The 16,119-nt window shown below is 42.3% G+C and carries 11 protein-coding genes; 3 read left to right on the top strand and 8 right to left on the bottom strand.

Annotated features, from left to right (window positions below; all coding sequences use genetic code 11):
* Nucleotide 1: 1 nt before the first annotated feature.
* The 3 genes from HXT25_RS04480 to nrdD all read right to left on the bottom strand — a co-directional run bounded on the left by HXT25_RS04480 (nt 2) and on the right by nrdD (nt 6,059).
* Entirely contained in the window at nt 2-1,852 is a 1,851-nt protein-coding gene (locus tag HXT25_RS04480; protein WP_004116953.1) for an ABC transporter ATP-binding protein, read from the bottom strand.
* Nucleotides 1,853-2,703: 851 nt separating this feature from the next.
* The gene (gene nrdG, locus HXT25_RS04475) at nt 2,704-3,411 is read right to left on the bottom strand and encodes an anaerobic ribonucleoside-triphosphate reductase activating protein (protein ID WP_004112206.1); all 708 of its coding nucleotides are present in this window, start codon (nt 3,409-3,411) and stop codon (nt 2,704-2,706) included.
* Nucleotides 3,412-3,605: 194 nt separating this feature from the next.
* Entirely contained in the window at nt 3,606-6,059 is a 2,454-nt protein-coding gene (nrdD, locus tag HXT25_RS04470; protein WP_004112200.1) for an anaerobic ribonucleoside-triphosphate reductase, read from the bottom strand.
* 283 nt (nt 6,060-6,342) lie between these two features.
* Here nrdD and HXT25_RS04465 point away from each other — a divergent pair, with 283 nt between their 5' ends.
* The gene (locus HXT25_RS04465) at nt 6,343-6,765 is read left to right on the top strand and encodes a DUF3052 domain-containing protein (RefSeq protein ID WP_004112197.1); all 423 of its coding nucleotides are present in this window, start codon (nt 6,343-6,345) and stop codon (nt 6,763-6,765) included.
* 580 nt (nt 6,766-7,345) lie between these two features.
* Here the strand turns inward: HXT25_RS04465 and HXT25_RS04460 are convergent.
* Together HXT25_RS04460 and HXT25_RS04455 are read right to left on the bottom strand one after the other, a co-directional pair.
* A complete protein-coding gene (locus HXT25_RS04460; RefSeq protein ID WP_020760623.1) occupies nt 7,346-9,169 on the bottom strand; it encodes a DEAD/DEAH box helicase in 1,824 nt (607 codons plus the stop codon).
* 269 nt (nt 9,170-9,438) lie between these two features.
* On the bottom strand, nt 9,439-10,239 hold the full coding sequence (locus tag HXT25_RS04455) for a DeoR/GlpR family DNA-binding transcription regulator (RefSeq protein WP_004112186.1): 801 nt from the start codon (nt 10,237-10,239) through the stop codon (nt 9,439-9,441).
* A 278-nt stretch (nt 10,240-10,517) separates the two neighbouring features.
* Here HXT25_RS04455 and HXT25_RS04450 point away from each other — a divergent pair, with 278 nt between their 5' ends.
* Nucleotides 10,518-10,709: a hypothetical protein gene (locus HXT25_RS04450; RefSeq protein WP_020760219.1), complete on the top strand. Its 192-nt coding sequence runs from the start codon at nt 10,518-10,520 to the stop codon at nt 10,707-10,709.
* A gap of 567 nt (nt 10,710-11,276) precedes the next feature.
* On the opposite strand, the gene HXT25_RS04445 is transcribed toward HXT25_RS04450, so the two are convergent.
* From HXT25_RS04445 to trxA, 3 genes are all read right to left on the bottom strand, one after another.
* Complete coding sequence (locus HXT25_RS04445) at nt 11,277-12,935, bottom strand: MDR family MFS transporter (RefSeq protein WP_004116956.1); 1,659 nt, start codon at nt 12,933-12,935, stop codon at nt 11,277-11,279.
* A 201-nt stretch (nt 12,936-13,136) separates the two neighbouring features.
* Entirely contained in the window at nt 13,137-14,141 is a 1,005-nt protein-coding gene (locus HXT25_RS04440) for a G5 domain-containing protein (RefSeq protein WP_422118721.1), read from the bottom strand.
* A gap of 133 nt (nt 14,142-14,274) precedes the next feature.
* Nucleotides 14,275-14,661, bottom strand: a complete 387-nt coding sequence (gene trxA, locus HXT25_RS04435) for a thioredoxin (RefSeq protein WP_032836835.1) — start codon at nt 14,659-14,661, stop codon at nt 14,275-14,277.
* Between the two features lie 78 nt (nt 14,662-14,739).
* Between trxA and serS the strand changes: the two genes are divergently transcribed.
* Nucleotides 14,740-16,026, top strand: coding sequence for a serine--tRNA ligase (gene serS, locus HXT25_RS04430; RefSeq protein ID WP_422118720.1), 1,287 nt, complete (start codon nt 14,740-14,742; stop codon nt 16,024-16,026).
* Nucleotides 16,027-16,119 lie beyond the last annotated feature (93 nt).

Genomic DNA, 16,119 nt, shown 5'->3' with positions numbered 1-16,119 from the left:
GTTATTTAGCTCCTTCTTCTTTAGTTGCGCTAGTTATTCGACTTTTTTCTTGAGAAACCGCCATATTTCTGTAAATTTCACAAGATTTAAATAATTCATCATGCGAACCGTTAGCAACAACACGACCATCTTTAAGAACAACAATAATATCCGCATGTTCGATTGAAGATATGCGCTGAGCAACGATAATTTGCGTAGAATCAGGCATAAACTTTTTCAAGCCATCGCGAATTTTACTATCCGTTTTCATATCAACCGCACTCATCGAGTCGTCGAGGATTAAAATTTTCGGCTTCCTCAAAAGTGCGCGCGCAATGCACAAACGCTGTCGCTGACCACCGGAAACATTCTTACCACCCTGGTCAATATGCGTATTGTAGCCGTCTGGTAAATCTTTAATAAACTCATCAGCACAAGCAATTTCGCAAGCTTGACGCAAATCATTATCGCTTGCTTCCGCCCTACCCCAGCGAAGATTTTCTGCAATTGTACCACTAAACAAAATATTTTTTTGTAGAACAACACCAACTTCTTCACGCAAACTAGAAGAATCATAATCGCGAATATCTTTTCCGCCTACAAAAAGAGCACCAGAAGTTACGTCATAAAGTCTTGCAATTAATTGCACTAAACTTGATTTTCCAGATCCCGTTGCACCAACAACTCCAACAGTTGCTCCAGAAGGAATAGATATATTTATATCATGTAAAATTTCCTGTTCTGCTGGAGTGGATTCATCTGTATTATCTGATTGAGGATAGCGTAACGAAACATTTTCAAAACGCACAGAAGCGTCAGAAAGCTTTGTAAGTGGATGCTTGGAAACAACTTCAGTATTTCGAGATTGCAAAACATGTGAAATACGATGCATCGAAGCTCGAGCTGTTAACGACATTACAAACACTGCAACTAAATTCGCTAAAGCAAACAAAATTTGCAAAGCATACACTACTAATGCAGCAAGATTTCCCGTTGTTAAACCAAAAGCAGGATTATTTCCTGAAGCCACAATTTCGTGCGAAGCCAACCACGCAATAAGTAGCATGCCAGAATAAAAACATAAGTTAAACAAAGGAATACTACAATTTAACACATACTCAGCTTTAATAAAATAATCATAGATTTTATGTGAAATACGCGTAAAACGACTTATTTCATAATCAGAACGCACATAAGACTTTACGACGCGAATATTATGCAAATTCTCGCCAACTCTATTATTCATCTCGTCAATCATTCGATAAATTCGAGAAAATGCTGGAGCAACTATACTAGCTCCAACAGCGCCAATTGCACCAATAATAGGCACAAATGAAAGAAAAACCCACGAGATAGCAGGGCTAATTGAAAAAGTAAACCACCAAGCAGTGATGATAATCATAACGCTGCGAATACCAGAGCGAATAATCATTTGGTAAGCAAATTGCACATTTGACACATCACTAGTCATACGCGTAACAACAGTACCGCTAGAAAACTTATCTAAATCAGAAAAACTTAAACTTTGTAAGCGTGAAAACATGTTGTGACGTAAATTTTTACCAAAACCAGCACTAGAATGAGCACAACAAATACCAGAAACAACGCCTGCAATCATTGCAATTGCAGCAAAAATAAGCAATTGCAAACCATAATATTGCACAGCTTCTTGAGAACGTGACATAATACCAAAATCAATAAGATTTGACATTACTGTAGGGATCTCAATTTGCATAGCAGCTTCAACGAGAATAGTAACAGCTGTTAAAACGCCAAGAAAACGGTACTTTTTTAAAGATGATAGAATCGTACGCAATGCACAAGGAGGATTATTTTTAATTTTTCGCGAATTGTCCTTCAAATTCCCCGCCATTGTGCTCCTCCCCATATATAACGTAATGTGTAGGTTTAATAATATCACTTCTCAAATTTTAACTATTGCGCATGGCGCATTTCCGTATTGAGTTACTTCATTACCAAATGCATAAATAGATGAATCTTTGACATAGTAGTATACAGACAAATCACATACGAAAAAGTGCTTCTACACATTCAAATTATAAACAACGATTGATTTCATCTTATAAAAAATTATATAATGAAAGAATGTATATTCGCATGTATAAAGAGGTACTGTCATGAATATAAAAATCTATTAATAGAATACTTACTTGCTCAGTAGCATTATCCATGTCTTTTTTACTACCATTGCAAGTTCAAGCCAACACCCAAGAAGAAACTTATGAGTAACACAAAGATAGTTGGCGCTGTAGCACAGCAGAAAGGCATTCGTGTCGACTTGCAGTGAGAATTTCCACATTAATATCAACAATTATGTGAGGAACAATATGAACAGCAAACACGTAGTTCTACTGCCAATAACGCTGCTTTGTTATATTTCGTCAGCTATTTATTTCTTTAAACAATTAAAGGACTTAAAAGACGATAACACTTGTGTTAATACTGTTAGTCTTATCATTCAAGCATTCGTCCTATTAATATTAATAATCTATCTTTTATATTTATGCAAAGAAAAAACATACCCAACTGTATATCGTTTACTTACAGTATTTATTAGCATATTTAGTATAATTCTTTTGACAGTTTGCAATACAGATGTTACTAGGTTAATTATATTTAGCTTAACATGTGTATATGTATGCATTCTTATAATCGTCCGCAAACATTGTTAAATATATCGTATGAGTGGCGCATTCAATAGGATTACGAAGCGTCACCTTCGCCTTGCGCACGATCCTTGCCGTAGATTGATGGAATAAAACGCTCTTGATCGTGAAGCTTTTCCCAGATTACAGGCGGATTTTGTGGATTTTCCAGCGACTTTGGCACGTCGATAATTCGCTGATTACTAGACCCACGGAATTGCAATAGCGAATCGTGAAGATTCTTCATATATCGCCCGTCAACAAGAATGTCAATGTATCGCAATAACTCAAGCTTGTCAGGAGTCTCGCCCGGTCGCATAAGCTCTTCCCAGGTGTAACCAGTCCAACTCCAAATATCTTTTGTATTGCCAAATTCGCTTCTAATACGCTCACATAGTGGAATCAATATGCCAGTGTTAAGCAGCGGCTCACCGCCAAGAAGCGTCAATCCTTGTACATATGGTTGCGCTAAATCTTCCATAATTTGGTCTTCGAGCTTTTGAGTATAAGGGTGACCAGCGCGAAAATCCCAAATTGACTCGTTATAGCATTCAACGCAATGGAATGGGCAGCCAGAAACGTAAAGCGAGCAGCGAATTCCCTCGCCGTCTGTCATAAGAAATCGCTTATAATCAGCCACCATTCCCTTGCTCATGCGCTCACTGGACCACTGCCCTGCGCGAGGATTGTTAGAAAGAGAGGTTGGAATCCACGGTCCACGGTTAACATCTGATGGAGCAAAATCATGTAAACTTATGCGAGCCATAGTCAACCTCCTCTAGCTTTAAATATTTTATTAAATAATCTTAAATAAACTTTTGTTAGATTGTATTAACTTTTGTTAAATAAAATAAAATCCAGCCGTCAAAAAATGCGATCAACATTTTCTAACGGCTAGATATATTACATATCACCAAATAATAAACACAAACTAAAACGTTATTTCACGCTATTCCGCTACTACTTGGTCTCCTCGTACCATTCACGAGACTCACCGTTGTTAAGAACAACATGACCAGTTTCTCCAGACATGTGCTTAACGCGATGAGCAATTTCCTCGTGACGTCCGTGAACCATTGGACGCTGAACAGGATTACCCAAGTAGCCACAAGTGCGCTTAGTAACATTGCACTTATCTGGGTCACTGTTTCCGCACTCTGGGCAGCGGAAGCCTTCTTTAGTCGGTTCAAAATCGCCCTGGAATCCGCAAACGAAGCAATGGTCAATCGGAGTGTTCGTACCCAAGTAGCCAATACCAATCTTGTAAGCATAATCCCAAACAGCCTCCAAAGCTTTAGGATTTGCCTGCAAGCATGGGAACTCGCAATAGTTAATAAAGCCGCCAGAAGCAAGATACGGGAAGTCAACCTCGTAGCGGAGCTTCTCCATAGGAGTTGGCTGCAGCCAAACCGGATAGTGGAAGGAATTGGTGTAGAAGTCGTGATCGGTAACGCCTTCAATACGACCAAACTTCTGGCGATCCATGCGGTTAAAGCGATCCGTCAAAGACTCAGCAGGAGTTGAGTAAACGGAATAATGGTAGCCTTCAGCCTTTGACCACTGCTGGCAAAGCTGATTCATTCGGCGAACCATAGAAAGCGCAAATTGCTTGCCATCTTCGTTCCAACTGTGATCTTGCATCCAATCCTTGCCAAAGAACACGGATGTAGCCTCATACAAGCCAATGTAGCCCAAAGACACCGTTGCACGCTCGTTGCGGAACAGCTGATCCACGCTTTCGTTAGCTTCCAAACGACCAAAAGCACCGTAGCGGAACAGCGTTGGAGCATTCACAGGGGTTGCCTGCTTGCAACGCATAATGCGGAATCGCAGAGCCTGATGAGCCACTTCCATACGCTCGTTAAAAAGCTTCCAGAATCGGTTCACGTCTCCATGAGACTCCAGCGCAATACGCGGCACGTTAACTGTCACAACGCCAAGATTCATACGACCGTCTTCCACGTCTTTGCCAGTCTTTGGATCAATCCAACCCTGAAGGAAGGATCGGCAGCCCATAGGAGCCTTAAAGGAGCCAGTAATCTTAATAATATTCTCGTAGAACACAACATCTGGATACATGCGCTTAGTAGAGCACTCAAGCGCAAGCTGCTTCAAATCGTAGTTCGGATCGCCAGCATCTGCGTTTACACCATGCTTAATAGTAAACACAAGCTTAGGGAAGATTGCAGTATGACGATCTTTGCCGAGTCCACGAATACGGTTAAGTAAGATAGCGCGCTGAATTTCGCGAGCAAACCAAGAAGTACCCAAACCAAATCCAACAGTTACGAACGGAGTCTGACCGTTAGAAACGCGGTTGGAATTAATCTGATATTCCATTGTTTGCATAGCATCGTAAATCGCCTTGCGCGTCATAATCTTTGCGTAAATTTCACGAATCTGATCAAGCTCACTCAAGTTTTCATCAAAAGGAGTATCAGCAGGAAGCGGATCCCTATCCGAACAATGAAGATTCTTAGGCTCCTGAGCTTTCAAACCGTCAATCATATCTTTGGCAACTTCGATCGGCGTAGAATCAGGAATCATGGCATGAGCCATAGCAAGATTCTTATCATAATCGCACTTAGCATAAGGCTCAAGCATCTCGTCTGCACGATTAACTGTTTGACCGCCGTACTGTGCGCCTGCAATATCCTTAATAATCTGCGTAACCTGAGTTGCAGCAGTGCCAATAGACTTTGGGCTATCCATCATTGCGTTTCCAAGAGCAAATCCTTTAGCGAGCATGTCGCCAAAGTCTGGAAGCGAGCAGTTGCTCATGCACGTAAATGGCGAATAATCGGCATCATGGAAGTGAATATCACCCTTCATATGCGCGTTAGAAACTGCATGAGGAAGCATAGAAAACGCGGAAGCCTTGGAAACAGCGCCTGCAAGAAGATCGCGCTGAGTGGCGTAAACGTTGGAATCCTTGTTGGCGTTTTCGCGAACAAGCGATTCATCTCGGTTTACAAGACGATTTACTGCTTCGTTAATATCGGTTGCCTTAGCACGGTCAATATCTCGGTTTAGACGATAGCTTGTGTAGCAACGCGCAACTTCGTAAAGGTGATTTTCAATAAGACCATGCTCGACAAGAGTCTGAATATCTTCAATCTTTGCAGGTCCATTGTAACGATCCTGAATTTCAGCTTCTATATGGTCCGTAATATCGCGAATCATCTGCTCTTCTTGAGGACCGACTTCTTTGCGCAAGTCCTTAAAAGCGGCTTTAATTGCCATAATAATGTTCATTTGATCAAAATCGACAACGCGACCATCACGCTTTTCGACCTGCACACGAGACTTCTTAGAAGAATCACTATCCGAGATAGAATCAGCCATTTCTACATCAACATCGCTTAGCTGCGATTCTAAAGTCATGTCTTCTAAAGTCGTACCAGAGACCTGCATCCTACAGACCTTTCTTACATTTACAGTTTATTTATCCTGTTATCCATCCTGTTTTGAATAATGACCATTATTCAAAACAACTTGCTCAACTATAACCCAACCTCTGCACAATATCTAGGGAACTTTATTCAAAAAACAAACTATATATAGTGATTTTGGATATTTTCGCGATTTTTGAGGCGTGTCTCGATGCAACCGGAATATATATGCATTCCGTTATCAAGAAACACGCACTAAACTTAAAAATCGCACAAATTCGTGGCACTTTGATATATTGAGTCACGTGGAACAGACAGCTTTTCAACATGCAGAAGAATTTGGCTTCCAACCTGGAGATATCGTACAGCAGTGGCTGTGGGACGATGACGTTGACGATGCAATCTGCGACAATATCGAGAATCTTACTGGAGAAGATCTGGTAGATGAAGATTACGACTCATCTGTTGACGGCGTCATTATTTGGTGGCGCGATGGCGACGATGAGGATGAGTTGGCAGACACGATTATGGATGCCACAAACATGTTAGACGATGAAGCTCCAATGTGGGTTCTAACGCCTAAGCCTGGTCGCGAAGGCTCTCCAAGCTCCAGCACAGTGCAATCCGCTGCTAAAACAGCTGGCATGAATGCTGCAACTCCTTTAACCGTAAGCGAAGATTGGAACGGAATCCGCTTGCGCGCATTCGGCAAGGGTCAGAGCAAATAGCGCAAATAGTCGTCGCTTAGTTAGTTAGCCTACGAGCTTTTTGTAGTGCTTCAGCGCTTCAGCGATTCATAGCACATTATTGACTTAATATTTATGTAGTGCGATTGTATAGCGACACGCCGTAAATCAGGTACAAACGCACTACAGGAATACACCAAATGAAGTAGAGATTCGAGATTTTTCGCACTGAATGAGATGAACCTCAGCATGAAATGGTGATTCGTCGAATGAAGAAGAAAAATCGAGAATCTCAGAGATGAAAGCTACGCAATTGTTCAGACTCGTAAGAGGGCTGGGTGATTCTTGGTCGAACAGTATAAGAGCGGCAGCCGATACCAAATAATCCAAATGATCAACCACTACAAACAAACATCAACACAAAAAACAAAATCAAAGCCAAATCGGAACAACCGCAACACAAGACAACACGTAATAGGCGGAGCGTTGTGAGACAAGAATCACCCAGCCCTCGCGCAACAGTAAACAAAGAAAACCGCTCGCGCGTTACAGCGCGCTCACGTCTTCGCTTGCGTTGAAAGCACACCGTGCTTTCAACTTTGAGCAAGCTCAGCGCTCCGAATTACCTTCGCGCGCTACGCTTAAAGCGCGAAGGTAGGTCGTCGCGCCTGCGGCTTCTTCCTCTGCCTCTGCGCTTTGGCTGCTCTGGCTCTGGCATACTCCAGCCCTCTTGCAAATCCGCCAAATCCCCAACAATTTCTTGCAAAACAGGCGAATCTGGCTTAACGTCTTCTGCCTTAGCATGAATTCCAGCGCGTCGAAGCATAGTGTTCGCCATGCGCTTTTGATTCGGCAACACAAGAGTTACAACATCGCCAGACTCCCCAGCGCGCGCAGTACGCCCAGATCTATGCAAGAACGATTTTGGATCCTCTGGAGGCTCGGTTTGCACCACAAGCGCCACATCGCTAATATCAATGCCTCGAGCCGCAACATCTGTAGCAACTAGAACGCGCACTAGCCCATCAGAAAACACAGCCAAGTGCCTATCTCTCTGATTCTGAGACAAATTTCCTTGCAAATCGACGGCTGGAATACCCTGACTAATGAACTTTTTAGCCATGTTCTTAGCTTGGTATTTTGTGCGAGTAAAGAATATAGAGCGTTTTTTACCAGACGCTAATTTACGTAGAACCTCATACTTATCTCCTGCAGACACTCCAAACACATGATGAGTCATTGTATCTACCTGAGAATCCGCATCATCCACAGCGTGCACAACAGCATTTGGCAAGAAGCGATTTACTATAGCAGCAACTTGCTTATCCAAAGTTGCAGAAAACAGCATTCTTTGACCATTAGGATTTGTCTGCTCTAAAAGCCTTGTTACAGCTGGCAAGAACCCCATATCAGCCATTTCGTCAGCCTCATCTAAAACACTGACTTCTATGTTTTCAAGCGTTAATGCGCCTTGTTTTAGTAAATCTTCTAATCGCCCTGGGCACGCTACTATAATCTGAGCACCTTGCTTTAACGGAGCAATTTGTCTCTGATATCTTACTCCGCCGTAAATAGTAACAGTATGCATCCCATATGCTGCTGCAAGAGGAGCAATCACCTCATCAATCTGATGCACAAGTTCTCGCGTCGGAGCCAAAATCATCGCATGAGGTGCTGGAATATTACTATCTTCGCGATTTTTGTTTTTTCTAGAAGTACGACCAGAATTTATTAAATCAACAAAGTTTTCAGCTAATCTTGCTACAAGAGGAATCGAGAATGCTAAAGTTTTACCACTTCCTGTACGCCCTCTACCAAGTATGTTTGCACCCTGTAAAGAGTCTGGCAGAGTGGCCTGCTGAATTGGAAAAGCTGTGTTTTTACCGTCTGCACGCAAAACGTTAACCAATGGTTCTGGAACGCCAAGCTGTGCAAAAGTAACATCATCACTATAGTTTTCTCGAGATTCCACAGCTGTATCTGGAATCATTACGGAATTTTTTGTAATTTCTAGATTTTTCTTTATTGAAGACTCAGTATCAATAGTCGTCGGTTGCTGGCGACTTGTCTGGTGTCTATTGTGGCGACTATCTCTACTCTTCTTCATATTGCGATTGTCAAAATCAAAATCGCGCTTTTTTAAATCGCGTTTGCCAAAATCTTGTTCAGCTTCTTGAATTGCAATCTCTTCATATTGCAAAGCCTTTTCACGAGCACGACTTCTAGCTTTGTCTGCCTTGCGATTACGTGCTTTACGCGCATTAAATTCGTTATTCTTACGATTTCCCTGATATTCAAATGGGTTTCTATTAGACTTATAGCCTTTTTTAGAAAAATTCTTATTAGCTCCCTGACTTACAGCAGATTTTTTACCAGCAGATTTTTTACCAATAGATTTCTTAGCACCTTGCGTTTTAGCAGACGCAGCATAATGAGTATGTGGCACAATAGCCTTTCGTAAATTACTTCAACATAGTTGACATATAATGTTGACAATGCGTAATTACGAACATTCAAAGGCGCAATTACAAATGTAATTGCACAAAATTAATCTACAGACTGCAAAGCAGCAAAAGTGCGCAAAACAAGCAAACCGTGAATCGCAAGCATAAGCCGCGCAACTTTAATGTGTAATCACTACAAAGTCATGAACTAACTGAGCCTAACACAAGCCCCACACAATACGCAATAAGTAATGCAATACTGATCTACAAGCTACTCTTCTTCCAAAGAATCTATTGTAGGAGCAAGAACCAAATTTTTAACAAGCTCACGCGTACGAAGCTGAGAATCCGCATCCAGACAATCATCTGTAATAACAGTATCCACTTGGTCGAAGCGAGCAAACAGTGAAAGCGATGTGCAAGTCCATTTAGTGTGATCTGTTAAAATAATCGTACGATCCGCAATATCCATCAAAGCCATATCTGTAGCAGCTTCAAGAGAATTAGGCATTAGGAATCCACGAGGTAGGCTCACGGAATGAGTGCCCAAAAACACGGTGTTTACGCGCAAAGACGAAACAACCTTATCCGCAATAGGACCAACCAGAGAATTAGATCTAGTAATAACTCCGCCAGTAACAATAACCTCAATATCTTTAGACTCAAGCGCCTGAACAAGCTCTGCAACAGGAATCGAATTGGTTAAAATCGTAATACCAGAAGCTCTGCGAGACTCAAGTAGATGCTGAGCAAATACATAAGCAGTGGTGCCACCACCAATAGCTATAACATCTCCAGGCTGAACATAATCCACAGCTTTGCTGGCGATTGCGTCCTTTAAGCCCATATCCATCTGCGACTTTACCGAAAACAGAGGCTCAGAAAGAAGAGTGTTAGTTGTAACAGCACCACCATGAACTCTTTTTAAAAGACCTTTGTCTGAAAGCTCGGCGATATCCCTACGAATAGTCATTGCCGAAACACTTAGCTCTTTAGAAAGAGCAGTAATACGCACAGCCCCTCTAGTGCGAAGACGGCTTAAAATCAACTGCTGACGCTGAGAAGAAATCATGTGAACATTATCGCACAACTAAACGCAAAAAACAAACTCAAATGAGCGTTTCTATGTGAAAAACGTTAGGTAGTTAACAAAATTCATAAGAAAATTTTGCAAAATTCAACAAAACGAACAAATGATTATGCAAAATTTACCAATACCAAGTTAGGTAGAGATTCTTGATTTTTCGCAGCGAATGAGATGTATCGCTCGCGCGTTACAGCGCGCTCACGTCTTCGCTTGCGTTGAAAGCACACTGTGCTTTCAACTTTGAGCAAGCTCAGCGAATCGAAGTGCATTCGCGCGCTACGCTATTCCTCACGGCTATTAGTAGCCGTTCGGCTGATTTGGCGCATAAAGTCCACTGGACTTTATGCATTAAGCCAAATCACGCTTTGAAGGAGCTTGAAATGCGTTATGCAATTTCAAGCTCAGTCAAAGCGCTCATGCAAGTCGATTCGCAGCATGAAATGGTGATTCGCTGAAGTAGCAAGAAAAATCGAGAATCTCGGTGATTAAGATATACGCAATTGTTCTAGCATGTAATAGGGCTGGGTGATTCTTGGTCGAACAATATAAGAGCGGCAGCCGATACCAAATAATCCAAATGATCAACCACTACAAACAAACTTCAACCAAAAAACAAAATCAAAGACAAAACGGAACAACCGCAACAACAACCAACACGCAAGAGGCAGAGCGTTGTGAGACAAGAATTAGCCAGCCCTCTAGCAACAGTAAACAGAGAATGTCGTTCTCGCGTTACAGCGCGCTCACGTCTTCGCTTGCGTTGAAAGCACACCGTGCTTTCAACCTGAGCAAGCTCAGCGCTCCGAATTGCCTTTTCGCGCTACGCTTTGAGCGAAAAGTCAGGTCGTCGCGCCTGCGAGGAGAGAAATACTCAAACTTCGCGCAATACCAAGTAAAGAATAATGCGCTATAACAAGCGAGCATAGAAACACCCAGCCCTCCTACAACAACAAACAAGGAAGATGCACAATACCAAACAAGAAAGCGCGCAACAGCAAACAAGTCAGAGAGCGTGCAATATATCAGTACTGATGATGCGTGTGATCGTGCATAACGTCTTTATGCTCCGACGCATGAGGAATATGCAAAACGCGCATACGATCAATCGCCTTACGCGCAAGCTGATGAGCAGAACCAGCCCCATCACCTTTAACCCCAAAAATCACAATTAAAGCCATAACAGCCGTAATAATCGCGCTAATTCTCAAAGTCCATTGAACACCAAAAATGCTGGCTGCCAAATTATCTGCAGAACCAACTCCAGTAAGCATATGATACCACTGAGTAAAAGTAGCCATAGTAACAACAAGTACTGGAGCACCAATAGCACCCCAAAGCTGTCTCATTGTATTAGTGACTGCAGAACCATCGCCCAACTCACTAGGTTGCAAGCAATTTAAAGACCATGTTGTAACAGGCATAAGCAAAAATCCCATGCCGATTTGTCGCGTAAACTGCCAGATTGAAATCCACCAAATCCATGTGTCTTTATCGATAAGGCTCATCATAACTGTGCCAAAAAGCAAAATAAGAGAGCCTGCCATTGCTACAGGTCGCACACCAAAACGATCGAGCATACGCCCACCAAAATATTGCGAAATTGCCATTCCAAACGCGCCAGGCAACAATACCAGACCACTCATAGTAGCTGAAAAACCACGATCTGATTGAATATACAGCGGAATAACCACCATAATTGAGCTAAACGCAAAGAATGTTAAACATGCGCAAGCGGTGCCAATCGTAAAATAGCGATTCTTCAACACGCTTATTCCAAGCAACGGCTGCTTTCCTTTAACTCGCGCACGCAATTGTCTAATCACAAACCACGTTATTCCACATGCTCCAACAACCATAGGTGACCACGAAAGCGGATTTGAAATGCCATAAGACTCAATGTTTGTGAAACCAAACATAACTCCACCAAAGCCAACAATTGAAAGTCCAACGGAGAAAAAATCCGCCTTAGCAGAGCGATCATGTTCACCGAAATTATGTAAGAAAAGTATGGAAAGAATAATAGAAATTACGCCGATAATTGTAAGAGATAAGAATATAGAACGCCAACCATTAAAATCAGTTTGCATACCACCAACTGTTGGTCCAATTGCTGGAGCAATGCTCATTGCCATACCAACGCTACCCATAGCCATTCCTCTACGAGTAACTGGGTATACAGAAAACACAGTAATCTGTAGAACAGGCCACATAACTCCAGTGCCAATAGCCTCTAGAGTTCGCCCAGCTAACGCCATAATAAAATCATTACTCAGCCACGCCATAACTGAGCCTAGAGTAAAAAGAATCATGGAAGTAATAACAATTTGACGAGTAGAAAATCGTCTAGTCAAAAATGCTGTTAGCGGCACCATAATAGCCATAATCAGCTGAAAAATAGACGTAAGCCACTGTCCCGTAGTAACACTTATGTTAAACTCACGCACAATAGTAGGTAATGCAGCAGTGAGCTGCAATTGCGCAAAATTGCCAATAAAAGTTATAAAAGTTAGAATCGCCAGAGAAACCAAGGCTGCACGCGTGAGACGATTGTTTTTATACGCTTCTTCACCAACAAGAGCATGACTAAGTTTAGACAAGTTCACGAAAGACTTGCAGCTAGCATGCTCACTAGCAAATTCATCACCCTTATTAAACCATGATTTTCTAGGCAATATTGTCACTTAAATTTCCTTCCATAATCACACAACACGCATAAAATAATCAGCGATTATCGTAAAACCAAGAAACATACTTGACTCTACGATAATCGCTTCAAAACAAATCTATAAGTCTACTCTATGAGCCTGTGCGTCTATAAATCTATAATCCTCACAAACTTACAATTGCCGCAAAATTCATAATAGTAGCAAGTATAATACAAATCAGTAGCTTCTATGAGACAACCAATGCCTGTAGGCACCCTGAATGGAACCGTAACGACCATTGCAATAATTCCAGAACCAACGAAGCTGAGTCTGATAATTAGTCGCCCAGTCAGCACCCATAGAAGACATCTTCCTTCCAGGCAAAGCCTGAGGCAAACCATATGCACCAGAAGGATTCATAGCGTTTACGCGCCAACCTGATTCATGTGAAATAATAAACACTGTAGCAGTAAAATCAGCTTCACTGTAACCGTTAGAAAGAAGCCAAGAATGCGCCCACTCCTGCATTTCACCAGCAGGAACTGTAGTACCAATAGAAGATGCAAAATCTGAATCTACGCTAGCTCCACCTGTGCCAACAAGAATGACCTTATCTTTTGGAGCTTGCTTAACAAACGATACAAAAACGTTAGACGAAACAACTTTATCACCTGCGCGAGTAACAATCTTACTTGTTTCCATCACGCCAGGAGCACCCTGATCCTTAACCTTTTCCGTGCCCTTTGGAAGAGCTGCAGTTTCCTTCTTAACCGTGTTAAAAGCAATCGGTTCATCAGAAGTTTCAAGCTTTGCGCCTGCACGCTTAATGTTGATAACTGTCGATTCAGTTACCTTGGAATCAAGTGCAGGCTCTACAACATCATTAGGCTCAAGAGTAATATCTCCAGCTTCTAGAACAGACTTAACGTTTGTAAAATCCGTGCCAAGAACAGTACGATGACTCCCATTGATATTCACAGTTATGTAAGAAGTAGCGCCTTTTTTAACACTTTTAAGCGAATTACGATACGTGCCACGCGAAACCTGATTAGCGGAATCTGTAGCAGAATAAGCAGTTATGTAAGGCTTCGCAGAATGATTCTTTGATGCCGAATAAAAGTTCCTAGACGCAATACCAAGAGTTACTACAGACACAAAACCAACAAAAATCGCTACAATTCTTGCCCACTGACGAACACTCAATGAGGTAAGTGTAACAGTTTTCCTTCGGTGACTTGTCATAACTCTCCTTGGTAGAAGTTAATGCACAAAGCGTAAATCTAAAAATAAATAATCCTCATACAGCTTTTTGCACAAAGTATATATAATTGTAGACTCATGCAAAGAGAATGGCTTAAAATCAAGGTTCTTACTACTATTCCCCATCATTTTCAGATTCACTTGATTCGCTTACAGAATTACCTTCAGCATCTTTACTAGGATCGTAAGCCTTAGCTTGATTGACTAAATCTTCTAAATCAGCTGGCAACAAAGCCCCAGCTTGACGATAAATAACATCTCCACGTTTGATAACCATAACCGTTGGAACCGCTTTAATCGCCGCAGCACTTGCCAAATCAGGAGACTGGTCTATGTCTACCTTAACGAATGGAACATCATCAAACTTTTCGCTAACTTGTTCAAAAATAGGACCAAAAGCTCGGCATGGTCCGCACCAAGTTGCCCAAAAATCAACAACAACTATTTCATTAGTACCAGCAATTTTCTCAAAATTATCTTGCGTAGCATGAATAACCGCCATTTTTACCCCTTTTAGTGCAATCACTTATTCATGCCATTATATATGTATCTGTCGCCTTGCGGCACTAGGCTAGAAAACATGCTTGATATCCAATTTATTCGTGAACATGCCGACGTAGTTAAGGAATCGCAGCGCAAGCGTGGCGAGTCCGTTGAGCTCGTCGATGAGGTGCTTCGTGCAGACGACTTGCGCCGCAACAGTTTAAAGGCTTTTGAAGCAGCCAGAGCAGAGCAGAAAGCAATAGGAAAAAAGGTTGCAGCTGCTCAAGATAGCGAGAAAGCCACACTTATTGCTCAGACTAAAGAACTTGCTCAAAAGGTTGCAGAATACAAGGCTGAATCTGAGCAGGCTACTGCCGACTACACTACAGCAATGTGGAAGCTTTCTAACATCGTTGAAGATGAAGCGCCAGAAGGCGGAGAAGATGACTACGTTGTAGTTAAGAAAGTTGGCACTCCTCGCGACTTTACTGCAGAAGGCTTTGAGCCAAAGGATCATTTGACTCTTGGAACTGGCGTTGCTGGAATTGATATGCGCAGAGGCGTAAAGGTTGCAGGCTCTCGCTTCTACTTCTTGCGCGGTGCTGTGGCTAGATTGCAAATCGCAATGCTTACTATGGCTGTAGATCAAGCCGAAGAGCACGGTTTTACGCTTGCGATTACGCCAACGCTTGTGCGCCCAGAAGTAATGCGCGGAACTGGCTTCTTGAATTCTCACGCGGACGAGATTTATCGCCTTCGTGAGCCAGATGATCAGTATTTGGTTGGCACATCCGAGGTTGCGCTCGCCGGTATGCACGAGGATGAGATTCTTGACCTAAGCAATGGTGCTTTGCGTTATTGCGGTTGGTCGAGCTGCTACCGTCGTGAAGCTGGTGCTGCTGGAAAGGATACTTCTGGTATTATTCGCGTGCATCAGTTCGATAAGGTAGAAATGTTCGTTTATTGCAAGCAGGAAGATTCTCGCGCTGAGCATCAGAAGTTACTTGGTATGGAGCAGGAAATGCTTGCTAAGGTGGAAGTGCCTTACCGCATTATTGATACTGCTGCTGGTGACCTTGGTTCTTCTGCCGCTCGTAAGTTTGATTGCGAAGCTTGGGTTCCAACTCAGTGTCGTTACCGTGAGCTTACTTCTACTTCTAACTGCACTGAGTATCAGGCTCGCCGCTTGAATGTTCGCGAACGCATGGAAGATGGCGGAACTCGCCCAGTTAGCACGCTTAACGGCACTTTGGCTACCACTCGCTGGCTTGTGGCTATTTTGGAAAATCATCAGCATGAAGATGGTTCGATTGATATTCCAAAAGCTATGCAGGCTTATATGGGTGGCAAAGAAGTTATTGAGCCTACTAAGTGGGAAGCGTGACTTTACTATAGTTTGAGTCTAAATTTTGTATCTTGACACGCGAGATCATTTAGTTTAGTATCAAATAATCTTCTCCTTTTGGGTTATATGTCA

Source organism: Gardnerella sp. DNF00476, from assembly GCF_049262735.1.
In the GTDB taxonomy this organism is placed as follows: Bacteria; Actinomycetota; Actinomycetes; order Actinomycetales; family Bifidobacteriaceae; genus Bifidobacterium; species Bifidobacterium vaginale.
The sequence above is the reverse complement of the archived record's forward strand: the minus strand, read 5'-3'. Positions and strand labels throughout refer to the sequence as shown.

Bases quoted from the DNA above. Each gene is read 5' to 3' on its own strand.
- serS (WP_422118720.1), top strand. From the start codon at position 14,740: ATGCTTGATATCCAATTTATTCGTGAACATGCCGACGTAGTTAAGGAA.
- HXT25_RS04440 (WP_422118721.1), bottom strand. From the start codon at position 14,141: ATGACAAGTCACCGAAGGAAAACTGTTACACTTACCTCATTGAGTGTT.
- HXT25_RS04455 (WP_004112186.1), bottom strand. From the start codon at position 10,239: ATGATTTCTTCTCAGCGTCAGCAGTTGATTTTAAGCCGTCTTCGCACT.
- HXT25_RS04480 (WP_004116953.1), bottom strand. From the start codon at position 1,852: ATGGCGGGGAATTTGAAGGACAATTCGCGAAAAATTAAAAATAATCCT.
- trxA (WP_032836835.1), bottom strand. From the start codon at position 14,661: ATGGCGGTTATTCATGCTACGCAAGATAATTTTGAGAAAATTGCTGGT.
- nrdG (WP_004112206.1), bottom strand. From the start codon at position 3,411: ATGGCTCGCATAAGTTTACATGATTTTGCTCCATCAGATGTTAACCGT.
- nrdD (WP_004112200.1), bottom strand. From the start codon at position 6,059: ATGCAGGTCTCTGGTACGACTTTAGAAGACATGACTTTAGAATCGCAG.